The organism is Pedobacter nyackensis (assembly GCF_900176505.1).
Lineage (GTDB): Bacteria > Bacteroidota > Bacteroidia > Sphingobacteriales > Sphingobacteriaceae > Pedobacter > Pedobacter nyackensis.
The window spans coordinates 768,217-794,790 of record NZ_FWYB01000001.1 but is presented as its reverse complement, the minus strand read 5'-3'; the positions used below and the strand labels follow the sequence as shown (position 1 = coordinate 794,790).

Here is a 26,574-nt window from a genome sequence, read left to right as displayed (position 1 = left end):
ACCTAATGTCTATATAAAACAAAAAGGAAATAAATGTCCGATACTTGTTTTAATAACCTGTCTCAAATAAATTGTTTTAAACAAAGGAATGAATCTTCTGAAACTGTCTGGAAGTTTGCAAAAGTAACTTGCAAATTAAAGCAGAAATAATCGCTATAATTTTGAAAACATATTGGAAGCGCCTTTTCTATTAGATCGGCCTAATCTTAAATGCTTGCTGTCAAACTTAAAAGGGATGTACGGCTTAATACTATTAACATAATTCCAAAATTCTTGATTGGGTTCGTTAAAAGGAAAACATAAACTTGCACTAACACAACTATTCCTTGTTATCCATATCAAAAAACTCGAGATATACTGTTGATTTGGCAGTTCATTTTTGGTATCCGGATCGATTAGTTTAAAGTCATAGGATATTATTAATTCAATCGGACCCAGGTTGTACTTAGGAAAAGGCTGTTCTTTTATCATGTATTCTATAACTCGTGGCAAATCTTTATTGATCAACTTCCATTCAGTTTTAGTTTGTTTTAAAGGTACATTCTCCGGATATAAATAGCCTAGAGGTTCAGTCGTCCCATCACCAAAGACTTTTCTTACTCCTTCTAATACTTCATCTGCCAATTCAGGTTGTTCGCCATGTTCTTCAGCGGCAGTATAACCAACCATATAAATACTATTTGGTTTTTTAACATCGGCGGTAGTACAAGTTGTCAAGAAATTTTCTACATTTTTCCAAACCTTCTCTATTCTTCCTCCGATAAGTGCTTGTGTAGTTCGGCTTATCGGTAGTTTGTAAATAATATAAGGGCGTTGCGCTACCATAATGATTTTATTGAAAACCTAGATTATATAAGGAGTTATGTAAAGCTAAACATTTTACAGCTGGATCAATAACTCCTTCCTTTTTTAAAATTGGCAAGCATAAGTATACCAGGAAACAGAACAAAGCCAATCCAAATGGCAGTATTGGCTGGTACAAATCTGTAGGTGTAATTTATCGAACTCCAGATGCTTAGCCATAATCTCCCTGGAACAAAAAGTAATAGACTTAAAATAAAACTAGCAGCTAAAGCAGGGTCGAAGGACACCTACATCCATAACGAAGTCTATTTGTATCTCATAAGAACAATAGTATTGTCCAATATTTCTATATAGCCATTGGTTTCCTTATTATCAAAAAAGATGATATACTTATTATCTGTAGTTCTGATTACTTGTGGATTATAAGTCCAAATACTTTTTTCGGAGATGGTATCTACGTTTACAAATTTTCCATCACTAATTTTTGCTAAAAAGGTGGTATGAAAGTCTGTAACTACGTGAAATAGTTCACCTTGGTACGGGAAACTGGCAAGGGTAAGCACTCCAATAGTATCAATCAAACTACGAGTTCCTTGCATAGATTTAGATTCATCATCCCCAACATATTTAATTATTACTCCATGCTTTTTTCGAGGTTTACTAAGCTTAAAGACGCTCATTGATTGTGGATTATCTATTTCAATAATCCGAGAGGATCCTCTCAGGTGCGCTAAAGTACTTGTCACAATGTATTTGCCCGACATTTTGTTAACCATTACAGGACAACTCGAGCTACAAGCATATTCAATCCCTGACTTCTTATTTTTAAATTTGACTGTTCCACCCCATTCACCACTGCATGTCTTGGTAGCGATATATTCATCATCTTCAAAAAACACATAATTTGAATTGATAAAATCTCCAGGACTCTTCTTTTCCGCGAGTGTGTCAACAACCTCTTTAATTACAAAAGGGCTTTTCTGTGCATAAGACATCGAAGCAGAGATCATGATCAAATTGATAAAATAAATAATTCTCATCATTGGATTTCTAATTTTTTACTCATTAAAAATAAAAGGTGCGGTAAATACTTCGGTATGATGTTCCCTGAGGGGAAAGGTGCAGATTCAAATTCTGCCTAATTACATTTCAATCCTTAAACCTAGCTTCTCTACCCAGCTGTCCCGAATCGAGCCCTAAATGTTCAATAAAAAGAAATCGAATCGCCCCTTCTAACTCATTCCTATTTATTGTATTCGAGATACTACGTGATTTTAGATAATGCTCGGATGTGATTTTTGATACGAGATCGCCTACAGTAAGAACTTCAATTTCTTTTCCAAGCTTTGCGGAGATCCAAAAACCAGCAAAAGAAAAAGCTAATCCAGCAACAGCGATTTTCAAGCTAAAAAAGAAAGCCAGAAACGAAAAACCCAATAGGATTAAAAGACCAACACTAAGCCATACTGGAGGAGATAGTAACATCAGTTTCATTTCAAGCTTTTGTTCCAAAACCTTTACTTTATCAATTCGATATTTATAAGGTATAATCTCAGATAAAAGCGTAGCAGGAACTATGCTCTTCTGATCAACATCAAAAGTCGCTGCAAGTGCCTTTTTAAGTTTATAAAAAGCTTGCTGACTTGTGCAATCATCCCGATGTTCTAGAACAATTTTATCGTGAACAAGATCACAAAGATCTCCAAAGGCTTTCAGGTTTATAAAGTCCCGATCTTCAAAACTAATATTAAAGGATTGTTCAATTATTACGAGTACATCCCCTACTTCCTCCCATTCAACATGCTTAAGGTTAAACTCAAGGGAATCGTTAATCTTTGCTTTTAATCCTTCCATCATAATAATAAAATCTTTATAGCAATACCTTCAAATGACCTGTTAAACAAATTCAACATTACTTCTAAACTTCTAATATAATTCATTTAATATTCTTAATCTTATTCAAGATACAATTAGTAATTTGTTCTCAAATATTCCCCAATCAAATGCTCTATTTCAAAAAAGTATATTTTCAAAACGATCAGGAAAAGCAACAAGTTGAAAATGCCTTTAGAAAATCAGCTTCAAAGCGCAATCATGCTCTAGATTTCCTTTCATCAGTTAGTGACATTGGTCCCGACAAGGTCTTTCTAGGATTTGAAAGAAAAAAGGACATCACCTTTACTCGAATCAGAACTAGCTTTGAAAAGCTGTTACCTAAACTAATCATCTCCTTTCCCAAAGATCCGAGTATTAATCACTATAAATTCCGTTTTGGCCTGTCAACCACAATCGCATTATTATTTTTTGCGATTATGTTCATTGGAGGTATTATAGCTTTAATCACTGCCAATCCTGGCAGCAAAGAAATCGCAGTAACATTTATAATTTGTATTGGTTATCCTTTATTGACATTAATTGAACTACACTTTGTGAATTCAAGAATAGCAAGAGCTATTGAAAAGTACGGAAATTAAGCCAAATTAAAATGAAGAGAAAAGTAGACTTTATTTTTATTGGCCTTTTAGGGACTTTAATGGTCAATACCTTGGTGCAATCCAAATTAACTGGTACTGAACTAAGCATCAATAATTATGGTGGCGGTATAATCTGGATCATTATTACAGTTTTAAGATTTACCAATCATAGATACCGAAGGTATGGATTAGCAATACTTCTCTTTCTTGGAACAGTGAACATAGCAAACCTTGGGTTGGGAAATATATCATTTTCAGTTGGCTTTGGAAACCTTGATCCAATTGGCATCGATCCAATAATCTTTCTCCTTCTAATCATCTACTATTTTATAAACAAAAATGATATACAAAAGGCCTTTAAAACAATGTTCTTTTCAAGTGATGAAGAAAATCAAATAGAACATCAAAAGCTAACAGATTTTTACTTTAAAAAGTTCAAAAACTGCAGTAATACTGAGTTAGAAACGATTCTAGAAAGTTTTAACGAATATCCTTTGGCAGCCCAGAGTGCTATTGAGGAACTTTGCAAAATGAAAAACATAAAAAGGATATGAATCATATCTATTGGATGAGCATCGTTAATACAGCAAAAGTAAATACCTTTTTTGGGCATTATAAATTTCAAGACCATTAATTCACTGTATACATGCAAGAAGGAAACCGGCAACAGCCCTTAAAATCGCCAAATTTCCCTGTCTTCAACACGAGTTCAGCCCCGCAACGCGGACACTTGTGTTTTTCCTTTACTATTTAATACCAGGTTATTTATAATCAGATATTTTGACCGGGGCAGCGCCGAAAGTTTTAATGCGATACTTTTCTCTCCAACAAAGCCCTTTATTGTAGGCCTAAATAACTTGTAGAATAGAAGTAAAACAAACAAAACACCTATGTACCATAAATCCATAGTTTATTGTTTTTGATTTTTAACTTGTTCATCCTACCGTTTTAAAGTTACAAATTTTCGCCTTTTACACAATCCGATTTTCAGGGAGGGTTACAGGTTACATTAGCAATATAAAAGTAAGATACATCATGAAAATTAACACCTGCTTTTCTTTAGATTTGAATTATGAAAATTAGAAAATCGCTCTTTACACTGATTTTAATTATTATCTGTGGAGCCAAAGCATCAGCTCAAAACACTTTAGACTTACTCTTCAATCTATCCAGTTGTACCGAAATGCCTTGCGACATGACTAAAGTAGAAGAGTGGATTAAGAAATCTATCAGCCCTTTATACATCACGAATTTGCAGTATAGCACATCAACTTATGGAGATAACAACTTTCTGAGTTTTTCTCTTCGTGGAAGAAATCCTGTTCTGGTTCCGCTCGAGGGCACTAATGGAATGCAGTTACGCTTTGCAACACTTCCGCCACCAAGCGCGCGTTCTCAAAAAATCAGTGTACTGTTTACACAGCAAATAAGATCTTATCTCGGCAAAGTACGCTACGATGAACTTCCACAGACAAACGAAGACTTTTTCTATATAGCTTATAAAATGCTCAAACTATCACCGGGTCAAATGATAGCCAATACCCTAAACTATGAAATCGAGTCAGATGGATCAATTGAAAAACTGAAGATCTTTAATGAAATGGTGAACAAAAAGATGAAAACCAACATTATAGTTCCTGAGAAAGCTTATGAAGATATCAACCAATACCTTAAATACTACATTCAGACATTCGGTTCAAGACGCATTAACCCCATATACAAAACGTTTATTGAACAAAAGGATTCTGTAAAAACCATGGAAAAAATTGAGCGTTTCTATGCAGTCACCAGGTTTTTCCAGGATGGTATGAAAACCAAAATAGATGACCACTTTAACCCTCGCTTCAACCTGAGTTTGGACTCGACTGCAACCATTGATTTTCCTGTAGCTATACTCAAACCTTTAAATAAATCTGATTCAATTGCCAGTTTTAAATTCCAATATCTCGAAGCAAAAATGGATTATAGGAAAAAGAACTTTGTCTTGGTTTTTAAAGGTAAATGGTCATCACCAGTTACCATACAAGCGATAAAACAATACAGCTATAATCATAAAACTAATGGACCAATCCTGATTAAGCCGGTAAAGCTACCATCCTCAGGTCTTGATTTTGATAAAATTGTTATTACGCTTACCCAAAATGATGTGACAGTAGACGGTAGTACAGTAGATGAGTTTAAATATCAGCTAGCGAAAGAAAAATGGCCCAAAACCTCATCAGCCCCCACAAAAAAACTGACGCCAGGTGGGCGTTTCTAAAATAAAATTCACCTTATAATGAAGAGCCAGTTTTATATAGTCGATAAAATAGCTGCTCAGCGCATCTTTTCCATACTTGCTGAAGGGAATGAATTGTTTGCTAAACTCTTGGAAATTGAAGATTTATGCCAATAGATTTTTTAAAGCCTGCATGTCAGAGTACTTTCCCATAGGTGTAGTTCTTCTTAATAGTTGTTCAAGTTCTTTATCAAGTATAGTTTTTATGTAATACAAGGTTTCACAAAAGAAGAATAATATATTACTTGTGGATACGGGATTTAAAGTTGCTTAACTTAGCTCTTAATCTTTATAAAATGGATATCAAATTGTTTGAAAGCAAGCGAATTCGTTCAGAATGGAGCGAAACAGATCAGAAATGGTATTTTTCTATCATTGATGTAGTTGAGGTTTTGACGGAGAGCCCTAGACCAAGAAAGTACTGGAATGCCTTAAAGACCAAATTGAAAGATGAAGGAAGTGAACTGTCCCAATTCTTGGGACAGTTGAAAATGAAAGCCGAAGATGGCAAGATGCGCGAAACAGATGTTGCCGATACGAAACAATTACTCCGTTTAATCCAATCTATCCCCTCGCCCAAGGCTGAACCATTTAAAATGTGGTTGGCAAAAGTTGGCTATGAACGTATGCAGGAAATCTCTGATCCGGAACAGAGTCTGGATAGGGCTAGAGAAAATTGGCAGAAGGCTGGACGAAGTGAGAAGTGGATTCAGCAGCGTATGTCTGGACAGGAGACCCGGAATAAATTAACCGATTATTGGCAGGAGCATGGAGTACAAAAAGGAGATGAGTTTGCTTTGCTGACTAATATCATTCATCAGGAATGGACGGGTATGACGGTAAAGACGCATAAAGATATAAAAGGCCTGGAAAGGCAAAACCTTCGGGACCATATGACCGAGGCAGAATTGTTGTTTACTGCACTCGCAGAATTATCGACTCGACAGATTGCAGAAAGTGACGAGGCTGAGGGTCTAAAAGAAAATGCAATTGCTGGTAAAAAAGATGGGAAAATAGCCAAGGATGCCAGGTTGGCACTCGAAGCAAAGACTGGGAAGAAAGTAATATCTGAAGATAGTTTCTTACCCGCAGCCAAACCGAAGTTGAGGTAGTATCTTAAATATTTTCACTAACCCAGAGTGCAATATTACAATAGCGTTGAAACAACCACTTCACGCTTTCTACTCCATTGGAACGAACTTTTACTTATTCACCAAAGAATCAAGCGTTTTGCTCCGGTAATAATTCAAACAGCTTTGTATAAGTGACTTTCTCCCTTCATAATCTGCTATTATTGAAGGGCGAATTTTCAAGGCCGTGATTTTTGACAAACTATCGACAGCATCGTATGCATCTCGTTCATAAGCACTGATGTCTCCGTGTATCCCTGTACTAATATCATTGGCATAGGCAGAATCCTTAATCGTAGCTTAGGAAAGGCATTTACAAAAAGCATAATCCTACAGCCATTTTGATGGCCAATACACTTACTTTCTTGTATTTCGTATCTTCTCTGCAAAACACTGCGGTCCAACAGCACCGCCTCCATATTCCAGAACCAGTTTAGGGTCTACATAGATATGTGTACACATTTCATCGTAGTTGCTTTTCAAACTATCTGGCATTGGATTATCAAAGACATTAAAGAAATACATTCCCATTCCACTTCTTTTAAACCCGATTTTAGTAGGCTCACCACTTTCAATCTGAATACAACCTGCATTATCCATTTTTTCTTTTAGTTCAGCCAGAGTTGCTCTGCTCCATCCCATGGGTTTTATTAAACTATCCATTTTTGCTGTCTCGGTTGACAAACCCCTTTCCAGAAATATAGGCTCAGTGATGTCTCCCGCTGTCGAGGAATCCAGCTCTTCCGTACGACTTCTCGTAGATACCATCCTGCTTTAACAAATTTTGAACATTATCTTTCTCCCGCCTTTCGGTTGTCCATTCCTTTTTTATTTTTGCTGCAATATGAGTGGGAAAATGGGTATCATCCAGCTTTTCCATTGTCCATCCAAAAGGTATTTTAGATCCTAATTCTTGCTTGTTGCGTTCTATTTGTTCTAAGCAATACTTAGCACCTGGCAAGTTAAATTGCTTTGCCACTTCAGCAAGAGCATACCAATATTCCTCTGAAAAGTAATGAGTGGTTTCTTTTGGCAATTGAATGAGACTCTTCAAGGCGAGCCCATACTCTCCTTTTTCTAAAAACTTAATTCAGTTTATATATTCCCATTGAGCTTTATAAAGCTCCGGCATATATTCGACCAGACGTTCTAGCGTTTTCTCCGGCGAAAGTATATCAACTGATTTCCGTTTAAAAAAATTAAATAAGCTCAATTTTATTAGTTTATGTAGTCTTGTAAAGATAACAAGGAATTTATAATCATAATATTCTTAAATAACGGAATGGATCTTCTGAATAATGTTCCTACGAGTTAAGATAAATAATCATTGTATTTTCTTAATTTTATTTTATGCTCCAGACAAATAACCCTCTATTGACTTTAAAGCAACTAAGTGACAAACTCTCTGAACAAGGGATCTCACCGGACTGCTATTATCTACATGGCTTATACGGATCTATCAATGATGAAGAAAAGTATGGACTAGCTATTAAAAGAGGTAAATACACAATAGAATATGAGGTTTACTATAAAGAGCGAGGAGAAAAGCATTCATCAAGACTTTTCATAGATGAGCATGAAGCCTGTGATTGGATCTATACATTGCTGATCGATGAACAAACCTCAAATAGGATCCAAAACATAAATGGTTTATTAGGTATGACGGTCAACGAAAGGCTCTACGCAAGTGGGCTAATGGATGAGTTTGATACAGCAAGACTAACAAACAAGTCCAGAGCAAAACAAATCTTAAGGTGGTTAAGGGTTGATGAGAAATCTATTGAGCATATAATTATAGAGAGTGAATAACATTGCGACCACACTACACCAACCATATGAAAATAACATACATTATAGGAATGATTTTAGCCAGTGGGCTTTTGTTCAATATTGCAAGTTGTAGAAACAAATCATCGGCTAATGACAAGCAATTAACAACCGACCAAAGCCCCAGCAAACCAGAAGTTCATCAAACAAAAGAAAACACTTTTGAAGGACTTAGAAATATGGCGTTTACAGCAACACCAAAACAACTTGGACTTTCATTACCTACAGATAAAACGATCGTTTATGGAATTATCATGGATTGGGGAATGGATGGTGAAACAGCTTCAACGGTTGCTTATCAAACAGGAGATGCAAGTATGTATTTAAGTTCAGGAGGTGGTGTTATTGGTGGCGGGCAACATCAAAACGTAAATAGTGCAGCGAAGCAATTTGTAAGTTTAGCACAAACCTTTCTTGGAAAGACAACTAAAACTGAAACGACACCTTTACCATCTACTAACGAAGTCAAGTTTTATCTGTTAACAAACAATGGGATTTATGCTGGCGAGGAACAAATGAAAAATTTTGAAAATAATTCCTCCACCTGGCTAAAATTATTTGAAGAAGGAAATACTGTATTAACAGAACTACGCAAAACAAGTGAAAAATAATTTAGCATAGCAGCCACTTAAACCTCATGATCAGAAAATTATTCAAAAAACTATTTCAAGGTCCAAAGCAAGAATCAAAAGAAATCTACATTATTGCCCAGCTAAATGATAAAATTATGCCTATTTCCAGAGGTGAGGTTTACGAAGATCCTTTGGATGAATTTTTAAAATCCAATTCTTATGGCGAAGTAACAGGAGGTGGAACTCAACTTATGGAAGATAATGATATAGCCTATTGCGATTTAGAAATAAGACTCTTCAACCACCCTACCAAGCATATAATAGATGAAATTATTAATAAATTAGAATACCTGGGGGCGCCAAAAGGATCGAAGATGATTGTTGAATACACGGGAGAGCAAATCCCCTTTGGGAAACTAGAAGGACTCGGATTGTATCTCGACGGTATCAACCTTTCTGATGAAGTATATAAAAACTCAGACTCTGAAGCACTAGCAGAAGAAATTCGCAGACTTGCAAACATAAAAAGCGATGTAGTAAGATACTGGAATGGCAATACAGAAACAGGCCTTTATTTTTATGGCGATTCCTTTGAAGGCATTAAAAATTCAATAAGCGATTTCTTAAGTACCACACCCGACTGTGAAGGTTGCAGAATAGTACAGGTGGCGTAATGGCTTCGATTTGGCTTTTACACCCAATAGAGAGAGCCTACGATAATACATCTTAACCCTATACTTTCCTCCAACTACACTGTAACCCTCCCTAGATTCGAACCAATCTGCCAACGAGATCCCAAATTTATAATTTCTGTTGTCATTAGTACAACTTTTTTCCAAGGTGAATTAATGACAACACGCCGCCCGCAGCGCTTTATGCTCCATTCATACCTAACATCAGAAATCCAACTTAATCAGAGTATTTCCCAGTTTCCTGCTTTATCCGACCCAACTCTAAGAAGACGACGTTGTTCTTTTAATTTATCCAGATCACGGATTAAAGTTCTCCTACTTACACCAATTATCTTTGCTAAATCCTCAATTGACAAGCGATTATTCTTAAAAATTTCCGCTAAAATCATGCTTAGTCTATCTTTATTTACAGTGCCATTTACAATGTCATTTACAGTGTCATCAGGATGCGTACAAAGAAATGGGGATTAGAAAGTAAGGTCATATCACCTACTTTTTATACTTCGATTATTAGCTCCTTATTATAGCCATTGTGCTTTTCATCAATATAACCGTGTGGATTACATATAATCTCTGTCTGGTCTATTTTATATCTTGCTGGAGTATGAATATGACCATGTATCCAATACAGCGGCTTATATTTCGAAATTAAATCCTCAAGATTGGAAGCATATGCCGAAGTTACTAGATCATTTTCGTATAATTCAGGAACAGATTTTATACTCGGTGCATGATGCGTAATAACCACATTCTTATAATCTTTGGATTCTTCAAGACTTTCCTCCAACCACATTTTTGAAAACTGGTGAATCTTATAGGTGTCTATACTTCTCAATTTTGAATAAGAAGGATCTCGGCGGATTTGTTTATAGTCGTTCATTTTAGCCTGGCAGATAATCCCATATTCAACGGGGTTCCCAAACAAAGAAAAGTCTGTCCATAAAGTTGAGCCATGAAACCTTATTCCATTGATTTCAATTCTATCATTTTCAAGAACAGTTACATTTGAGTTCCTTGATGCTTCGATGATCTTATGAAGTGTGTTAGGGTATGTCCCCTTATAATATTCGTGATTCCCGAGAATGTAGATCACAGGTTTACCTGGAATGTATTTTTTAACCCATTCAATTCCTTTTATCCCCAAGTTGGTATCCCCGGCTAAAATGACCAGGTCGGCATTTTCAAAGTTTAGGTCTGACATCCCAAACTCCTGATGTAGGTCACTTATAATCTGTATCTTCATTTGTTCCTTGAATTATTGTAGTGGAATCAGTAACGCCTTCCTCTTTTAAAATTGGCAAGCATAAGTATACCAGGAAACAGAACAAAGCCAATCCAAATGGCAATATTGGCTGGTACAAATCTGTAGGTGTAATTTGCAAAAAACAGACCAGCGGTAATCAGGATACAAAAGACCACATGGCCAATGTAAATTTGATCTTCAGAATATCTTTCGACATGCTCATTTTTGAGTTCATGTAATTCTCTGAAATATTGGGCATTAAAGAAAGTACCTCTACCCGGCAGAAAACCAATTAACATCAATATATTCTTAACAATATACATTCCCGAAACACCCAAAAGAAAATACTGTAAGCCATAGAAAAGTGAATCAGAAACTGCCCAAGTGTTTTCAATATCACCATTGCTGAAAGTCCTGATAATATTATCTATTGAAAAAAGCAACATAATTATCGAACTCCAGATGCTTAGCCATAATCTGGTAGATCTTGACAATTTAATATAAGTCAATGCATTCATAAAAGAAAACAAACAAAACAACAAGCCTATGCCTAGTAAGATGTACATAAATAAGTTGTCAATATTTAAATACCCATAGTCAATAACCCAATAGATAATAGCAATGGATTGGATCAAGGTAATCCCTTCCGTTAATCTTGCAATTGCTTTTTTATCATAAATAATAGCAGAGGTAAGAGCGAATATTATAAGTAAACCATAAGGCCAAATGGCCAAGTGCTCTTCAAATATATAATTACGCTCAGTTTTCCCTGGAACAAAAAGTAATAGACTGAAAGTAAAACTAGCAGCTAAAGCATATAAAACATAACTCAATTTTCGAGATAATCTGAAACTTTCAAATAGTAGTCCTGCCATTAATGTTAAAATATTTAATGAAAATATTTTATTTGGACTTACAGAAGCCCTATAACAAACATATACTATAAATGAGGCTATAGAGAGGACGAAAACAATGAATACTATATTGAAATCAGCTAACTTTCTTTTCATATTTCAACAAGCGTATTGAGTGGCGTTATAAATGTTTCTTGATCACTATTTAAAAATCTTTTCAAAATATCTATCTCATGAGTTAATTACTTAGATAAACCTAAATCAATGTCCAGGCAATAGGGATTGCGACAGCGTTGAAACAACCATGCAATACCATACTATACACTAGTCCATATTTTACACGTATATACCCCATAGTTAGCCCCCCAAATAATTGTGAGCTAATGTAAATTATAAATGACAGATCCGCTACCGTAAGTCCTTTGATGTTTATAATGTGGATATAGCCAAAAATAACCGCCGTATAATAAAATAAGAAGACATAATATCCCCGAAAAAGTTTAACAACCTTCTCACGGCTTAATTTTTCGATCACAGGAAAAACACTAAGTCCCATAACCAAAAGAGAAATGAAGATAAAAAACTTAATGTATTCATTACTTGTAAAGGAGCTAATTAGCAATGCCAGGGATATCAATACAAACCAAACGCTAAGTTTCGGTTTCCTGAGGTGCCATCTGAAAACAAACTCTTCCAATATTGGGGCGACGATAACCCCTAATACCATCGCTATCAGTAACCCCCATTGAAAAAGATCATACTCTTCATATTTAATAATCAGATTAAATTTCAGCAAAAGCCAGTAAACCAAGCACACCATCCCAGCAAAAACAAAGTTTAGGATTGAGAGTCCCAAAATATCCTTCCATAGCATCGTCCTATCAGTAACTAATTTTATGAGATGCGGTCTTTTTAGGTATTGCCAATAGGCGGAGAGCGTTTCTGTCATTCGGAATGGTGTAAATTTCTAATTATAAATTTATCTCTTTCTATCTGATATCCAAGAAATGTTTACAAGTTTTGGTGGCCTATACTTGAAAAAAATAATTATTTCCCGACTTATTTTTAAACCTCTCGAATTCGAGGGGTTTAAACAAATTATAGCAAACCAGTTTCAAACTTTCCATTATAAGTGAAAGTATCGGTCAATATCCGCTATATCCACAGTGAGTATTTTTCATTAATGTGCCGTATATTCTAAAATTACAATTAATTTCACCTTTCCAATCAAACGTAAATTCAAATGCTCTATTTCAAAACGGTACCCTTTCCTGGTGATGTTAAACAACCTGAAGTTGAAAAGGCTTTAAGAAAATACGCACTTAAGAAAACGTCTTCTTTAGATTTTAAAAGTTCGACGATGAACGTTGGAACAGACAAGATCTTTTTCGGGCTTGAAGATAAAACTTCTTTAAAATTTACACGCATCAAAACATCATTTGAATTTATGCTGCCAAAGCTAATTATAAGCCTTCCTAAAGACCAAATGGCAACAGCTTACAAAATAAGATTAAGTGCAATACCTTTTGCGGTATGTCTTTTCATATCCTTTTGCATCTTCACTGTGATCTTAGGTTTATTAAATGGTAAAACCGATGCAGAAGCCACAATTTTTATTCTTGTTTTGGCAATTCTATTTTTCTCGCTTCTGAAACTAGAGCTTAAACTTTCACAATTGAGAGTACTAAAAAGCATCAAAAAAGATAAAGACCAATAATTACCTCCACCACCTAATACTGATATTTTTGAGTTTAGTTTAGCATCTATTTCAATGAACACGCACTTTTATAAAAATCTGGTTATTCAAATATTCAATGATCCAACTTATGAATATGGATCATCAGACAATAAATCCAATTATTCAAAGATTTATTCCAATTGCGAAGAACATTATCAGCCATCATCAAAACACGGTGTAAAAATATATTGTAATGAAGAAGAAATAAACGACTGCATTATTCTTGGCACCGGAGGAGGTACAGGTATTTCATCAAACTCATCTCTGATAGATAGTGATCAATTATTAATCTGTTGTGCTGATACAGTTTTCTGCTTAAAGCTCCCTAGCCTTGACTTAATATGGAGCATTCAAGCTGATCAGGCTACGTGTTTTCAAATTCACAAACTTCAAGATGATTTTATAATTCACGGAGAGATTTTGGTCACCCGTATCAGCAAAGACGGTCTTATTAAATGGCAATTTGGCGGTTCTGATATTTTCGTATCATTTGATGGTGATGAAGCATTTAAATTAAATACAGACCACATAGCTCTGACCGACTTTTGCAATGTAAAATACAAAGTAGACTTTAATGGCAAAGCTATTAACTAGTAATTCCTTGAAATCTTAAATTTAACGTCTTAAACAAAACTAAATGTAGACGGAAAAAACAATGCGATAAAGAAGACTTATTTGTTGCTAAGCATAAGACTAGGATGACACAAAAAAAACAGAACAACTACGAACTACTTAGGGTATATAGAAAGGCACACGAGACTTCAGCACTGATACTGAAAGACTTTATCGATGAATATGCAGGCATGGAAGAGGTGTTCACCAACCTCGGGTATGGAGAAGCGCTTTATTTTAAAGATGTGATATCAATAAAGTCCTTCCGAACACGGTTTAGAAAGTCACTGTATGAAGAGTGCCTCTCAATGGATTACTTGTATTTTTCACCGATATTGATTGATACTATATCGAGGTACTACGAGGGAAAAGAAAAAACTAGTTCAACACTTCTTGGTCTTGCACTGAAAAATACACTCAATTTCATCTGGGCCGGAAGCTATAATAATCAGGGAAAAGACTCTAGATCCTATACCTCCTTAAAAAGGATAGTCTCAAAATCCATACTTTATATCACTCTCGAACAGATCATTAAAATGTGGGAGCAACAGGATTTGGTGCAAGTCTCTATCTCAAACACCGGAGTAATTGATTCAGAAATTTTCTGGAAACTGAGTACACATTTTTCCCTACAGGGTAGACATGAGTATAAAGTTCTGAATGATGCAAAGAAATACATATGGGAGAATGATCAAATCGATGATGTGCTAGAAGAAATTGTGATGGGCATAATTAAGCCAAAAGAGGCATTTAAGGATTCCTTTTTGGCGGACATACCTCCAAGTCAAACATCCTTTTGGCTTAAACTTTGGGCTTTGAGGAGGATTCTCCTTATTTCGATACAAAGAAATAACCTCTTTTCTCAGGATCATGAAGGTTTGTGCCTTATTCCAAAGTCCGGAATGATTACACACTCGCGCATTCCCGCGACTGAGATTCAAGAAGCAATTTATAACTGTTTCTGGAGAAAAGATTGGCACAGAGAGGCAATCATGAAAGAACATGATATTCTTCAGCGGCTGATTGTTGAGCGCCCTTGCATCCGGATAAGGGATGTAGACAACTTGTTCGCCACATCAGTTTTCCTTTTAATGGATGCAATAAATTATTGTCTAGAAAGCTACATCCATAAAAATGATGCACTATATGAAAAACATTTTACCAAGCCGTTCGAAACTCAGGTACTAGAACTACTTAGTAAGTATGGCTTTTCGAGTGGAGAAGTAAGTGAAAAAGGTGTCTGGAAAAACAACATTGAAGACATACTGTTTGAAAATAAGGAAAAAATGCCTGGACAAATAGATATTTTAGCTTTAGATAGTAATAAAAAGCAAGCATTACTTATAGATTGCAAGCTGATACATTTCCCAAAGTCGGCTAATGTACTTAGGAATTTGACAGCGAAATTTGATGATAGAGATACTGATGGGTTTCATAAAAAGTTGGAAAAAAAAAGACGTTGGCTTAAAGGCTGTGATCTAATGCGGGATATTGAGATAATCAATGTGCATATTACCAATATCTATATTCCCATTTTTGATTCAAAAAAAGTAGTAATTCCCTATAGCCAACTTAAAGATTTTTTAGAAAAAAATTACGAATTACTGTAAAACTGCCCTCATTCAACACTTGTTGGATATCGAGTTATCCAAGTGGTCAATATTCTTGAGTGCAGCAACATATATTGAATCCAGCCATATTTATTTTATATCAAACATACATTTTGAAATCATCACTATCATTCCAAGTTAAAACTTGCTTATCTCGAATAATATTTCAAACTTTGAGATAACCTAATAAACGCTGCTCAATCATGAAAAAACCTCCCCAAATCACACTGATTTTCAGCATTTTATTACTCAATTCAAATATAAATCCGATTTCTTTAGAAAATCCTAAACACTAAAATCAGATAGCGATTTATATGAAGCATGGGAAGCTTACATTAAATTATTTTCCCAGTCCTTATTTAAAATATGTTCTGATTACTCACGAATAAAACTCAAAATATTTTACAAACGTCACCCTAATTAATTATGGATATTAAAGCAGAGGTAAAAAGCATAACGAAACTAAAAGACTATTTTTTCCTGGTTCCTGATTACCAACGGGAATATGTTTGGAAGCCAGATGACCAGGTTGAACAGTTCATAATTGATATTGACAATGAATTTGAGCCGAATAGTAAAGATCAAAAAAGCTATTTTATTGGATCTATAATTATAGTAGCAAACAAAGGAAAATTTGACGTCATTGATGGGCAACAAAGATTAACTACCATAATTTTATCCCTATGTGCTTTTAGAGATTTACTCAAACCCTTAGAATTAGGACCGGTTGAAAAGAAATATCTTCAAACAATTGAAGAGTTACTCTCAGATTTTGACATCAGTACAAACGAATCCAAACTCCGACTTGAATTACAATATGAAGAAAGCAAAGATTTCTTAACTAAATTAATTCAGGATGGGAAGTACGAGGATGAGATGACATCCTCAATAAAAAAAATGCAGTTTGCTTATCAAAGGCTAAAAGACCATTTCGAAATTTACCTAAATAATGGAATGCAAAGTTTTATCAATTTTGCACAGTACTTCCTTACCAAAATTGAATTGGTACTAATTGAATCCGAAAATTTAAGCAGTGCCTTAAAAATATTCGAAACAATCAACCAACGCGGATCAGGTCTTAATGCAATGGACCTGGTTAAGAATCTATTATTTAGTAAAGCGAGTGAAACTGATTTTCAAAAAATAAAGGATACGTGGAAAGGAATTACAATGAATCTTCAAAATTGTAATGAGGATAATAGTCCATTGCGTTTCTTAAGATACTTTATAATGTCGCGATATAATGACAGCGTCATTAGAGAAGATGATATATACAAATGGTTTATCTCTAAGGAAGGTAAAGATTCTACAAATTATGAAAAGGATCCACTTTCATTCGCTAAAGAACTTAATAAAATCTCTAAACGCTACTCTGATTTGGTCATAGCAACCGAGTTGGTGAGTGATGGGGGAAGTTACCCAAAAGTTACAAGCATTGGATTTGTTAACAAATATAAATCCAGACAGCATCTTATTATGCTATTAGCATTGGATATCACATTTGGAGTATCCGAAATTGAATATTTAGCAGAACAGATCGAAAGCTTCTTCTTTTATAGTAATGTTTTAGGCATTGAGGCTAAAAGCAATGAAGGGTTATTTGCTCAATGGGCTCGAAAAATTAGACAAGAAAAATCTATTTCCGGAGTTCAGAACGTTATTGAAAACACTATGGTTCCTTACATCAAAAATAAAATAGGTGAATTTAAATCCGCCTTTTTAAACATCAGACACTATGCATTTAATCCTCTATACAGACAAAGGTATATTTTGGGGAAAATTGAAAATACAGTTCTATATAAGTCTGGAATGCCTACTAAGGGACAAAACTTTTATAATGATTTACAAATCGAACATGTTTTACCACAAACCCCAAAAGATGGGATTTTACCTGATGATTACTTAGATCATGATTCATATTATAATTCAGTTTATAAATTAGGCAATGTGATACTCCTGGAGAGCACTATTAACCAAGCTGTTAATAACTTTAATGACATGAAGGGTGATTGGTTTGAAAAAAAGCAAACCGAATATGCTAAATCAAATGTAACATCCACTAATCTCATGAATAACAGTTTTACTATTGGCCAGAACACGGCACTTAACCGGTTTAAAATAGAACACAATCATAATTTCATGGAATGGAATCATGATACTATTAGTTCTAGACAAACGATTTTACTAGAATTAGCTTTTGATACATGGAAATTCAATGGAAAAAGGATAGACAAATAGTCTAAAATATTAATCAGTTATTCCGATTTCAATAAATCATTTTAATTTTCTGAATTAAACATATGGCACAACAAAATCGTCTTGAATACAATCACCAAAAGCTCCACGAATTTATAAAGCGATATAGTTTTGGTAATGGACTTCATGGCAAATATTCTCCAAGGTCTCTGAAAGGGGCAAGAATTTCAATATTCGTATTATATATAATTTTTAGCGGAGCTTTTGTAACCACAACATACTTAAAAGCTAAACCTTGGAATATAATGAGTGGTATAGCAACAATAATTGTCGCAATAATTATGATTTGGATCTATAGAAAAACTCTTAAACTAATTCAACAAGGTTTTCATTCAATAATTTTCAAAAAAAGATTTGAATTAGAACAGTATATAAAAAATGATTTAAAACTTGGCAAAACAGCTGTGCAAGAAACAGCAGAAATATGTCTGATCTTGGCCGATAGGTACAAAAGAAATTATTACCGCTTAGAATTACCGCTGGCCATAATTCCTATTTTCGTCGCAATTCTTGCTATTGTTAAGGATATATCCTTAGAAGATATGGCATCCTTAGTGATTTCGTTTGCGCTTGTGGTATTTGGAATTTGGTACTTGTTAGTCAATATAATTACATCATTAGATCAACAGTCAAATAGATACTTTGAACTTTATCTCCTATTAGTAGATATGAAACATAATAAACAGTATCAAAAGCTAAAAAAAGAACATCTGAGAGCAACTTCGGAGAGAAACGAATTAGAGGAAGCACTTAGCTAAAATTATATATTTCAAGATTTAAATGCACATTAAAAGGAAGGATACAGCCGAAAAGTAAAAACGATGAACAAAAGGATACAGGCAGTACAGCTCACCAAAAGAGAATTACCACATATTTCTAGACGCGAATGTCAAATCATATACCCTAAGATATTCCATAATGCAGACCGAAATTGGCAGGCGGCTCAACTACTGGCTAAAGAAGGGTTCTACGGACAGGCCATATCTGTAGCAACCGTCAGTATAGAAGAGGCTATAAAGGCCATTATCATTCAGTTGGATGGTGCCGGATTTAATTTCCGAAGTGCCAAAGGTGTTTCTCGCTTTTTTAACGAACATGCGATCCGGCATGTCACGGCATGCGTGTTCCTTTGCATCGAACTTATTGGCGATGACCTGTTAAAATATTTTAAAAGAATACATAAAAGTCCATCTGAGACACAATTATTTATACAAAAAATAAAAGACCTACAGCCCCTGATAACAGACGCAGTAGTTTATCTCCAAGGAAAAGCTAAGGAAATGAAGAGTGAGCTCCCATTTTTCCTCAGCATAGAACAATCACGGCAACGAGGCTTCTACTGTGATTTTGAGAATAAATTTCTTTCGCCAGAGGATCTCGATGAGACGAAGTACTTGGAAGTACTTAAAAAGTACGGAAAAATACACAATTTTATTAGGGGTTTTTCTGAAACATTTACGAACCAATCCAACGAAGAAATCAGCCAATTACTTCAGTCCTTTAAGGATGAGCAATTGTACCGGCACATTGGTGATTACCTGAAAGGTATGAAAGCAGAACAAATGTTCCAACAATTCCTACAATTGCTAGATCAGGTTGAAAATCTTGAATAATTACGGGAATGGCTACTCTATTTTTTACCAATATTTTTATAAGCACGTTCTACTTCAATCGGGCCCCTTTAATAAAACAAATTCCATTTTCAATTTAGAGGTGAGGTCTTTTTAATCCACTTTCAATAGTTCAATAACTGGCGTTCTGAAAAAACTGCGTAAATGTCAAATATAACTATGCTCAGGTATTGGGCCTATCCAACATCAGCCTATTAATAATTATCCTAAACACCTCAGCATCTTTAGATAAGCACAATGTTGGGTTTTTCCCCTTATCTTTATTAATCGTTATCTCATTTAGATTTCTGGCAACTCTTACAATCCTATTAAAAGGCAACTGTGAGGTTTTTATATGGCCAACAAATAACAGGCGCTTATTTGTTAGATATAATTCACCCATCTGTATCAGTTCCATATCTTTTCCTCCATAACGACTATTTCTAGTCTCGTACCATTTCACTTTACTTTCAAAGTAGTAGCAGACCTCACTCTTTTGAATCGCTGGTTCAACAAGATTCAATACACTAAGAGGCAATTTTTCCGTTTCCCAATAAGTAATCAGTATTTTAATCTTTTTGAATATAGTTTTTTTCTCTTCGATTGAAATACGAAAGCTATCTAACATATTTTCCATTTCCTGAGCTTCTTCAGGAGAGCATCTATTCTTACTAGTTAAAGATGCCATGTAACTCTCCATCACCTTCACTTGCTCCTCCTTAATAATGGCATTAGCAAAGTTATCCGGCAGTTGCAAGTTATTGGTTAGCCTTTCCAAAGATAACCAATCATCGGATTTCAATCTTCTTCCTGATACAAACCTTTCTACTGATCTCCTGTACCATCCTTCTCCGACCTTGATCTTTAAAAAACTGGTAATATCTTCGGATAAGTCGAACAAATTTGCCAGATACTCAATTTTGTTCATTGAAATCAACGAAAAGTCATTCATTTTAATGTAGTAATTCCAATATACTGCATAAAATTCCTGAAGATTAAGATCGTATTCGCTCTGTAAGCTTAAACCATACTTTTCTTCTATATTTTTAATGTCCTGCTTTTGAATATCCATGATATCTCTAGAAGCGAGTAAATTATTGACTTCTATGATAGCATTATCACCAGGCTGCTGCTTAAACACGCTTTGCAAAAAGCTACTTTTTACAAAAGGAACCATTCTAAAGATCAGACTATTCATCGCTTAATATTTTCTATATTCCTCATAAACCGGTTCATTCCAATTGCATACACCACCATGCCATGAGCAGGCGCCGCGCCCTTTAGCATTAGAAGTTGTACCATCACAGCATCTGGTTACATAATAAGATACCCTTCTACGCATGGGGTTTACCTTATTGTATAATTTTGATGCAAGAGTACTACCTCTATTAATGGCTGAAGTAAGATCTGCAACAGCTGCTTTAACATTTCCTGCCTTCACATAATAATTCGCCCGATCGTAAAGGACATTGGCATCATTAGGAAAATCAGAAAGCAACTTTTCATATACAAACAAAGCTTGTTTACCCTTCTGTCTTGAAATCAAAGAGGACGCGTGTCTTCTAGAAACAGATTTCTTAAGTTGCTTAAGTGTATCCATTTCCCTAGCATCGGCACAAAATTTTTCAATATCCTTTAGTGAATTAAAAGCACTCTCCGGTTCCAGTTGTCTCAATTTTGAAATGTAAAAATGAAGGCTATCCCTTCTTTTGTTTTCACTTAATAATGAGTCTGCAGTAAACTTTATCTGAGTCAGTCTAATCAGTTCTTTATTTCTTGCAGCAACAACCTCTACCTGCTGATAATAGGCATGTAAAGGCAAAGTTAAAAAGAACAATCCGGCAGCTACACTTAATCTTATTTTTCCCGTCAAATGAAATCTACCCTTATTTTCAAGCCATCTTTTTCCCATGGCGGTAAACAATAAGCCAATCAATATTAACAACACTGCAACCCAAAAGCGGTGAAAGCAAAATATTGTACCTATAAAAAAAAGGATGCTAGCAAATGTGAATAATAAAGATATTTTTCCCCGCTTGGCACTTTTTTTTGACTCGGGCGATTGAAAGTAATCAGGTAAGACCTTATGCTCTGAAGCTATTAGATTTTTGAGATAACGCATATTGAGAGTTTAGATTATTGTAAATATATAAATTGGAAACTGAATTTTGCTTTTTAAATTAGTTCTTTATAGGTATTATTAACATTCTGATCCAAATACCGAAAACAACCAATTAAATTAAAAGATAAATTACAACAGGCAATCTATTTTCTTTAAAATTTAATACATTCGCACTTATTTAAATTAACGCCATGAAAAATATATTACCTTTCATCTTATTGGTTCTACTTATTGCCGGATGTAAGAAAAAAACAACTGAAGAAAATCAAGATCAGCAGTATTTTGAAGTTTTATGTAACGACTGTACCGTCAATTATTCTAATGATAATGGATCGATATCAACAGCAAACAACATAAAAGGTTCCTTTAAAAAAGAATACCTGTCATCTCGAGACATTGAAATTTCAGTTCAAGTAATTACAACAGCAACAATTAAAATATACCATGGAAATTTCAATTTTTCCAGAGAATATGATAAAAATGTATACCTGACATACTCTAAATCATCAAGATATGTAAATGATGGTTCTTCATCAGGTTCAGGCAGTGGAAATTACGGCTGTGGGTCCTATAATGGTAAAACTCTTTACTTAGGTAGCCAGGGTGGCTGTTATTATTTAACAAGTGGCGGAAATAAGTCATATGTGGATCGAAACTATTGCAAATGCAATTAATATTTATCTAATAATTTCATCAAAACGTAACAAGATTATATTGAAATTATAAATTTCAATACCATTAATTTACTGTATACATGCCCGAAGGAAACCGGCAACAACCTTTAAAATCCCCAAATTTCCCTGTCTTCAACACAAGTTCAGCCCCACTACGAGGGCACTTGTTTTGCATTACTAGCTGTTCTCTTTCTTTTATTCTTTTCTTAATTGATTTAATGAGGGTTACGCTAAGTAACCATTAAATTAAACAGCAGCGATATTTTTTTTTAAAAATCGACAGTTAGTAGTGGTCGATTTATTATATCTTAGACATAAAATCCAGATTATATTAAGAGAGTATATTGATTTGGCGAAAACTAGATCTTCGTCAACTACCAAATATTTTTTTGATGGACATAATCGGTTAAAAAAGATGAGATGATTGTACGTTCAATACTTGAAGATAATAGAATACACGCCTTTAACGCACTTGTGGAATTGACCATTGGAGAATATTTAGGGTTCGCCAAGAATGTGATTGATGATAATGATTTCCAAAGGAAACGGGTCATTAAATCAAAAATAAAAGAGATATTAACTGCCGACTTATTAAGAGGATGTGTTATTCCATCAATTGTGTTGGCGATTTCTAATAAGGAAGTTGGTACAATAAAGAGTGCGGAAGATTTTGATATAGCCACTAAAATTATAAATGAGTCGATATCGAAGAACGACTTAGTAATTATCGACGGTCTACAAAGGACGTATGTAATGAAAGCGCTCGAAGAAGACTTGATCAGAAAAAAAGATGAAGATACCTTGCAAACTTTATATGCGCAGAAAATTAGGGCTGAAGTCTATCTGGGCTTAAGTAGAACTGGATTGCTTTACCGAATGATTACTTTAAATACTGGACAAACCACAATGTCGACAAGGCACCTAATGGAAATACTGTACTTAGACTATTCTCGGGTGCCATTTGAGGGAATCAGCCTGATAAAAGATAAAGATGATACACGGGTAGAAGAAAATACAACAACCTTCAACTTTAAAACGATCTTGGATGGATTTAATTCATACATTGAGAAGGACGAATCTGTAATTGAACGCGTTGATATTTTAGATAATATCAAAAGTTTAGAGGTAATCAATCAGCAAGAAGAAGCGCAACAGAATCAGCAAGATAAGGACTTGTTCAAGACGTTTCTTATAACCTACAAGACGTTTTTGGATATTATTGTGGAAAAATCAAATAACTGGAAATATAATTCCGCAGACGCCCCTGCAGAATATAAGATTAATTCTTCACCATTTGGCAAATCTGTATTAGACATATTCAAGAAGTCGCAGGCAATTACCGGTTTTGGTGCAGCTCTTGGTTTTATGAATGATAAAGACGGACTAACATTGGACAAGGTGCAAGAAAGATTTGTGCAAATAGAACCTGGAGGCGATTGGAATACGACTTTTCTGGAGATCTTAAAAGACTTTGACAAGATCAAAGAGCGCTCAAAAAAAATCGGGAATGATCAACGTTTCTTTTTCAAATATCTTTTTAGAGGGTTGTTGAGACCTAGTTCTGATCATGAACTTAATATGTCAGATGCTGCCAATTATGCATATCGGACACTTGCCGATGAAAAAGGATATAAGGATTAAAATCTATGTTGGTACTTCAAGACGCTACAGATAGAACTGAACATAGTTTTACTCTTACTGATGTAACTGGTGTAAATCAAAAAGAATTCACCTTAACTTCAGCAACCTATCCGGGTTTAAACATTCAATTTACATTAGACCCCCCGGCTCAGGCCTTACCCACTGGTTACACTGTGTCAGTACATTTGTTTAAGAACCCATTTCATACTCAAGGACAGATAATTGATTTAAGGTCAGCCGATCGATCGGAAGGAAATGGGAGAATTGGATATTTGTTTAGCCTTGAGGCATTATTTACACCTGGAGCATTACAACTTGATCCTCATAGATACTGTTATGCATACTTCGGTATTCAATATATCTTTGAGAACGTGGCAACTATTCAAACCAAAGATGCCGATATAAAGGCCGATCCATATTCCATTATGGATTTTTTTGATAGCGATACAATCATATTGGTGTTATGTAACGAGTTTTGCAATGATATTAACAACTTTAATTTTCAAAACTACCTTCCCAACCTGTTCTTAAGCGGATTTACTTTTTTCAGTAAAAATAGTCTGATTGAAACTCTGAATGATAATACATACTTAAAAAATAAATTTGACTCTTATACAGTAACTACGCCGCCAATATTGAATGGTATATATCCATTTCGTTTAGAAAAAGCAAAAATTTCGATATGTAGCGAAGCCTATGTAATACACCTTTTTACCAATCTGATACAAAAAAAGTTTGACCAAGTAACAAGGTTTTTGATGATCTATCAAGTTATAGAGATTTTTATGCCTAAAATGATTCATTTAGAAGTTCAACAGAGGGTATGTAATGATTTATATAGTCTAACTACTGATAAAGTCAAAGAATTGGTAATAGGTTTAACCAAGCAAGGCGAATTGATTACTGCGCTTTTTGCCAGGCACGCCATTCCTTCAAATGAACTCTCCAATTTGCTACGCCAGGAAATTCTAGATTTTTTTATTCATGTAAACCATCCGGAATTCCAAGATCAAGCAAAAAATATTGGTTTAAGCTTAACAGATTTATTCTATGCATTTAGGAATAAGATTGTACATGAATATCGAATCTTACACGAAAATGGTGTCGACCATGAAGTGACAAAATCTCGAATCGACACCATTAACCACCTCTCAGAGGCATTGGTGGCAGAGACTATTACGGTTTTTGTAGGATAGTCTATATATTTATAGAGGATTTATGGTAAGTATCTCTATACTGGATTTGCTGGCTTCATCATATTGATAAGATAGTAGCTCTTCAAAACAGCTAATATCCTTGCAAATAGCTCATTGCAATGTTCAATATAATTTACTAAGGACATATCTTTTCGTCCTCTGCCACCTTTTCCAGTCCTAAATGTTATCGTTTGTGTATCTTTATCAAATGTACTGGCTTGATGGTGCGTACCATTTCGTATTCCAGAATCATAGAAGTCAGCTAAACCTACAAGGTTACCATTAGTTTTGAAATTTTCAGCCTTACCAGATTTGTCAGCGTCAATATATTTATTTAGGTTAAAACCGTCTGTGTTAAATTTATTGAAATCATTCCTGGTAAGTAAATTGTTAAGCGAGGTTGGAATGAGTAACAGGTCACCATAGATCTCAAAAAAATCACCATAAACCATTTTTAACTTTTCCCAGTTTACCGCAGAAGAATGTCCTTCCGGTACGAAGCCACATTTTTGATGAAGAAGCGTAGGTAGCAAGGCATCTTCAACTTCTCTATAGCTTTTCATTACTTCATATAGCTTGTTCATCAAAAAATCTTCTTTGAAATCAAGTAGGTAGTTCCTCAAACCCGCATAACCAAGGTGATTATAAGCTTCCCCCGCAATATCGAGCATATTATCTGAAAATTCTGCCCATTTTCCTTGTAAGAAATGATCAGCAGCATCAAATACCGCTAAAAGAATTTTGTGCTCGGTTTCTTTTTGATCAGTTCCATATTTATCTTCAAGTAATTTCCAACGCTTCTCTCTTAGGTAACGAAAATCTGTTTGAATTGCATCCCATTTCTGTTGATATAAAATACAGGATTGCTGAGCCGACCGAAAACCAAAAATTCCATCTTCGCCTTGTTCCTGCTGACGCACCATGAAGTCTATAGAAGGAAAATAGAGAGGATCATCTTTTAATGCTGCATCTAAGGTCAGTTCGGGATGCAGGTTAACAATTTTTAAATCCATTCTGAAAGCTACTTCTTTGATATTTTTAAATATCGATTCATCCTCGTCCATGCCAAATGTTAAATCTTCACCGCAGGTATGACATGGAAAAGTAGCACTTTGAGGGTATTTATTTCCAATGTTAAATCTCAGTCGGTATTTTTCATCACAATGTTCACATTGCACGCATTTCGTTATAATTCCCATTTTTTTGCTTAGGTGATATAAAAGACTATAAACTTATCTCAA

At 34.8% G+C, this 26,574-nt stretch carries 30 protein-coding genes; 16 read left to right on the top strand and 14 right to left on the bottom strand.

Annotated features, from left to right (window positions below):
* Nucleotides 1–153: 153 nt before the first annotated feature.
* From B9A18_RS03295 to B9A18_RS03285, 3 genes are all read right to left on the bottom strand, one after another.
* The gene (locus B9A18_RS03295) at nt 154–825 is read right to left on the bottom strand and encodes a hypothetical protein (protein ID WP_084287229.1); all 672 of its coding nucleotides are present in this window, start codon (nt 823–825) and stop codon (nt 154–156) included.
* Between the two features lie 284 nt (nt 826–1,109).
* Nucleotides 1,110–1,814, bottom strand: coding sequence for a hypothetical protein (locus tag B9A18_RS03290; RefSeq protein ID WP_144009381.1), 705 nt, complete (start codon nt 1,812–1,814; stop codon nt 1,110–1,112).
* A 139-nt stretch (nt 1,815–1,953) separates the two neighbouring features.
* Nucleotides 1,954–2,661, bottom strand: a complete 708-nt coding sequence (locus tag B9A18_RS03285; protein WP_084287227.1) for a hypothetical protein — start codon at nt 2,659–2,661, stop codon at nt 1,954–1,956.
* A 146-nt stretch (nt 2,662–2,807) separates the two neighbouring features.
* On the opposite strand from B9A18_RS03285, the gene B9A18_RS03280 reads away from it, so the two are divergent.
* Both B9A18_RS03280 and B9A18_RS03275 read left to right on the top strand, forming a co-directional pair.
* Complete coding sequence (locus tag B9A18_RS03280) at nt 2,808–3,278, top strand: hypothetical protein (protein WP_084287226.1); 471 nt, start codon at nt 2,808–2,810, stop codon at nt 3,276–3,278.
* A gap of 11 nt (nt 3,279–3,289) precedes the next feature.
* Nucleotides 3,290–3,832, top strand: coding sequence for a hypothetical protein (locus B9A18_RS03275; protein WP_084287225.1), 543 nt, complete (start codon nt 3,290–3,292; stop codon nt 3,830–3,832).
* A gap of 76 nt (nt 3,833–3,908) precedes the next feature.
* Here the strand turns inward: B9A18_RS03275 and B9A18_RS25640 are convergent, their stop codons facing one another.
* Complete coding sequence (locus B9A18_RS25640) at nt 3,909–4,028, bottom strand: topoisomerase DNA-binding C4 zinc finger domain-containing protein (RefSeq protein WP_084287441.1); 120 nt, start codon at nt 4,026–4,028, stop codon at nt 3,909–3,911.
* 322 nt (nt 4,029–4,350) lie between these two features.
* Between B9A18_RS25640 and B9A18_RS03265 the strand changes: the two genes are divergently transcribed.
* Together B9A18_RS03265 and B9A18_RS03260 are read left to right on the top strand one after the other, a co-directional pair.
* Nucleotides 4,351–5,538 (top strand): hypothetical protein, encoded by a 1,188-nt coding sequence (locus B9A18_RS03265; RefSeq protein ID WP_084287224.1) that lies wholly within the window; start codon nt 4,351–4,353, stop codon nt 5,536–5,538.
* Between the two features lie 314 nt (nt 5,539–5,852).
* Entirely contained in the window at nt 5,853–6,668 is an 816-nt protein-coding gene (locus B9A18_RS03260) for a BRO-N domain-containing protein (RefSeq protein ID WP_084287223.1), read from the top strand.
* Nucleotides 6,669–7,043: 375 nt separating this feature from the next.
* On the opposite strand, the gene B9A18_RS03255 is transcribed toward B9A18_RS03260, so the two are convergent.
* Both B9A18_RS03255 and B9A18_RS03250 read right to left on the bottom strand, forming a co-directional pair.
* Nucleotides 7,044–7,454 carry a hypothetical protein gene (locus tag B9A18_RS03255; protein ID WP_144009380.1) on the bottom strand — a complete coding sequence of 137 codons (411 nt, stop codon included), beginning with the start codon at nt 7,452–7,454 and terminating at the stop codon, nt 7,044–7,046.
* Complete coding sequence (locus B9A18_RS03250) at nt 7,393–7,740, bottom strand: hypothetical protein (protein ID WP_084287221.1); 348 nt, start codon at nt 7,738–7,740, stop codon at nt 7,393–7,395. The genes B9A18_RS03255 and B9A18_RS03250 overlap by 62 nt, the downstream gene beginning before the upstream one ends.
* 296 nt (nt 7,741–8,036) lie before the next feature.
* On the opposite strand from B9A18_RS03250, the gene B9A18_RS25275 reads away from it, so the two are divergent.
* From B9A18_RS25275 to B9A18_RS03235, 3 genes are read left to right on the top strand one after another with little or no spacing between them, the layout of a single operon-like run.
* Nucleotides 8,037–8,495, top strand: coding sequence for a hypothetical protein (locus B9A18_RS25275; protein ID WP_200816299.1), 459 nt, complete (start codon nt 8,037–8,039; stop codon nt 8,493–8,495).
* 26 nt (nt 8,496–8,521) lie between these two features.
* Complete coding sequence (locus B9A18_RS03240) at nt 8,522–9,124, top strand: hypothetical protein (RefSeq protein WP_084287220.1); 603 nt, start codon at nt 8,522–8,524, stop codon at nt 9,122–9,124.
* Nucleotides 9,125–9,150: 26 nt separating this feature from the next.
* Nucleotides 9,151–9,759, top strand: a complete 609-nt coding sequence (locus tag B9A18_RS03235; protein WP_084287219.1) for a hypothetical protein — start codon at nt 9,151–9,153, stop codon at nt 9,757–9,759.
* A gap of 239 nt (nt 9,760–9,998) precedes the next feature.
* Here the strand turns inward: B9A18_RS03235 and B9A18_RS25635 are convergent, their stop codons facing one another.
* From B9A18_RS25635 to B9A18_RS03215, 4 genes are all read right to left on the bottom strand, one after another.
* Nucleotides 9,999–10,202, bottom strand: a complete 204-nt coding sequence (locus B9A18_RS25635) for an HTH domain-containing protein (protein WP_144009400.1) — start codon at nt 10,200–10,202, stop codon at nt 9,999–10,001.
* A 71-nt stretch (nt 10,203–10,273) separates the two neighbouring features.
* The gene (locus tag B9A18_RS03225) at nt 10,274–11,020 is read right to left on the bottom strand and encodes a metallophosphoesterase (protein WP_084287217.1); all 747 of its coding nucleotides are present in this window, start codon (nt 11,018–11,020) and stop codon (nt 10,274–10,276) included.
* A gap of 26 nt (nt 11,021–11,046) precedes the next feature.
* On the bottom strand, nt 11,047–12,030 hold the full coding sequence (locus tag B9A18_RS03220; protein WP_144009379.1) for a hypothetical protein: 984 nt from the start codon (nt 12,028–12,030) through the stop codon (nt 11,047–11,049).
* A gap of 100 nt (nt 12,031–12,130) precedes the next feature.
* Complete coding sequence (locus tag B9A18_RS03215) at nt 12,131–12,823, bottom strand: CPBP family glutamic-type intramembrane protease (protein ID WP_084287215.1); 693 nt, start codon at nt 12,821–12,823, stop codon at nt 12,131–12,133.
* Between the two features lie 294 nt (nt 12,824–13,117).
* Between B9A18_RS03215 and B9A18_RS03210 the strand changes: the two genes are divergently transcribed.
* From B9A18_RS03210 to B9A18_RS03185, 6 genes are all read left to right on the top strand, one after another.
* Nucleotides 13,118–13,591, top strand: a complete 474-nt coding sequence (locus B9A18_RS03210) for a hypothetical protein (protein WP_084287214.1) — start codon at nt 13,118–13,120, stop codon at nt 13,589–13,591.
* A gap of 54 nt (nt 13,592–13,645) precedes the next feature.
* Complete coding sequence (locus B9A18_RS03205; RefSeq protein ID WP_084287213.1) at nt 13,646–14,206, top strand: hypothetical protein; 561 nt, start codon at nt 13,646–13,648, stop codon at nt 14,204–14,206.
* Nucleotides 14,207–14,310: 104 nt separating this feature from the next.
* On the top strand, nt 14,311–15,834 hold the full coding sequence (locus tag B9A18_RS03200; protein WP_084287212.1) for a hypothetical protein: 1,524 nt from the start codon (nt 14,311–14,313) through the stop codon (nt 15,832–15,834).
* A 426-nt stretch (nt 15,835–16,260) separates the two neighbouring features.
* The gene (locus B9A18_RS03195) at nt 16,261–18,072 is read left to right on the top strand and encodes a DUF262 domain-containing protein (protein ID WP_084287211.1); all 1,812 of its coding nucleotides are present in this window, start codon (nt 16,261–16,263) and stop codon (nt 18,070–18,072) included.
* A 62-nt stretch (nt 18,073–18,134) separates the two neighbouring features.
* A complete protein-coding gene (locus tag B9A18_RS03190; RefSeq protein ID WP_084287210.1) occupies nt 18,135–18,848 on the top strand; it encodes a hypothetical protein in 714 nt (237 codons plus the stop codon).
* A 63-nt stretch (nt 18,849–18,911) separates the two neighbouring features.
* The gene (locus B9A18_RS03185) at nt 18,912–19,703 is read left to right on the top strand and encodes an AbiV family abortive infection protein (protein WP_084287209.1); all 792 of its coding nucleotides are present in this window, start codon (nt 18,912–18,914) and stop codon (nt 19,701–19,703) included.
* Nucleotides 19,704–19,884: 181 nt separating this feature from the next.
* On the opposite strand, the gene B9A18_RS03180 is transcribed toward B9A18_RS03185, so the two are convergent.
* Entirely contained in the window at nt 19,885–20,898 is a 1,014-nt protein-coding gene (locus tag B9A18_RS03180; protein ID WP_084287208.1) for a hypothetical protein, read from the bottom strand.
* 3 nt (nt 20,899–20,901) lie between these two features.
* Nucleotides 20,902–21,612 (bottom strand): tetratricopeptide repeat protein, encoded by a 711-nt coding sequence (locus B9A18_RS03175; RefSeq protein WP_144009378.1) that lies wholly within the window; start codon nt 21,610–21,612, stop codon nt 20,902–20,904.
* Between the two features lie 401 nt (nt 21,613–22,013).
* Here B9A18_RS03175 and B9A18_RS03170 point away from each other — a divergent pair, with 401 nt between their 5' ends.
* The gene (locus B9A18_RS03170) at nt 22,014–22,496 is read left to right on the top strand and encodes a hypothetical protein (protein ID WP_084287206.1); all 483 of its coding nucleotides are present in this window, start codon (nt 22,014–22,016) and stop codon (nt 22,494–22,496) included.
* Nucleotides 22,497–22,560: 64 nt separating this feature from the next.
* On the opposite strand, the gene B9A18_RS25630 is transcribed toward B9A18_RS03170, so the two are convergent.
* Nucleotides 22,561–22,671, bottom strand: a complete 111-nt coding sequence (locus B9A18_RS25630) for a topoisomerase DNA-binding C4 zinc finger domain-containing protein (protein ID WP_084287205.1) — start codon at nt 22,669–22,671, stop codon at nt 22,561–22,563.
* Nucleotides 22,672–22,916: 245 nt separating this feature from the next.
* Between B9A18_RS25630 and B9A18_RS03160 the strand changes: the two genes are divergently transcribed.
* Entirely contained in the window at nt 22,917–24,137 is a 1,221-nt protein-coding gene (locus B9A18_RS03160; protein WP_084287204.1) for a hypothetical protein, read from the top strand.
* 5 nt (nt 24,138–24,142) lie between these two features.
* A complete protein-coding gene (locus tag B9A18_RS03155; protein ID WP_084287203.1) occupies nt 24,143–25,333 on the top strand; it encodes a hypothetical protein in 1,191 nt (396 codons plus the stop codon).
* 35 nt (nt 25,334–25,368) lie between these two features.
* Here B9A18_RS03155 and B9A18_RS03150 read toward each other — a convergent pair whose 3' ends face one another.
* Entirely contained in the window at nt 25,369–26,532 is a 1,164-nt protein-coding gene (locus tag B9A18_RS03150; protein WP_084287202.1) for a hypothetical protein, read from the bottom strand.
* Between the last annotated feature and the right edge of the window lie 42 nt (nt 26,533–26,574).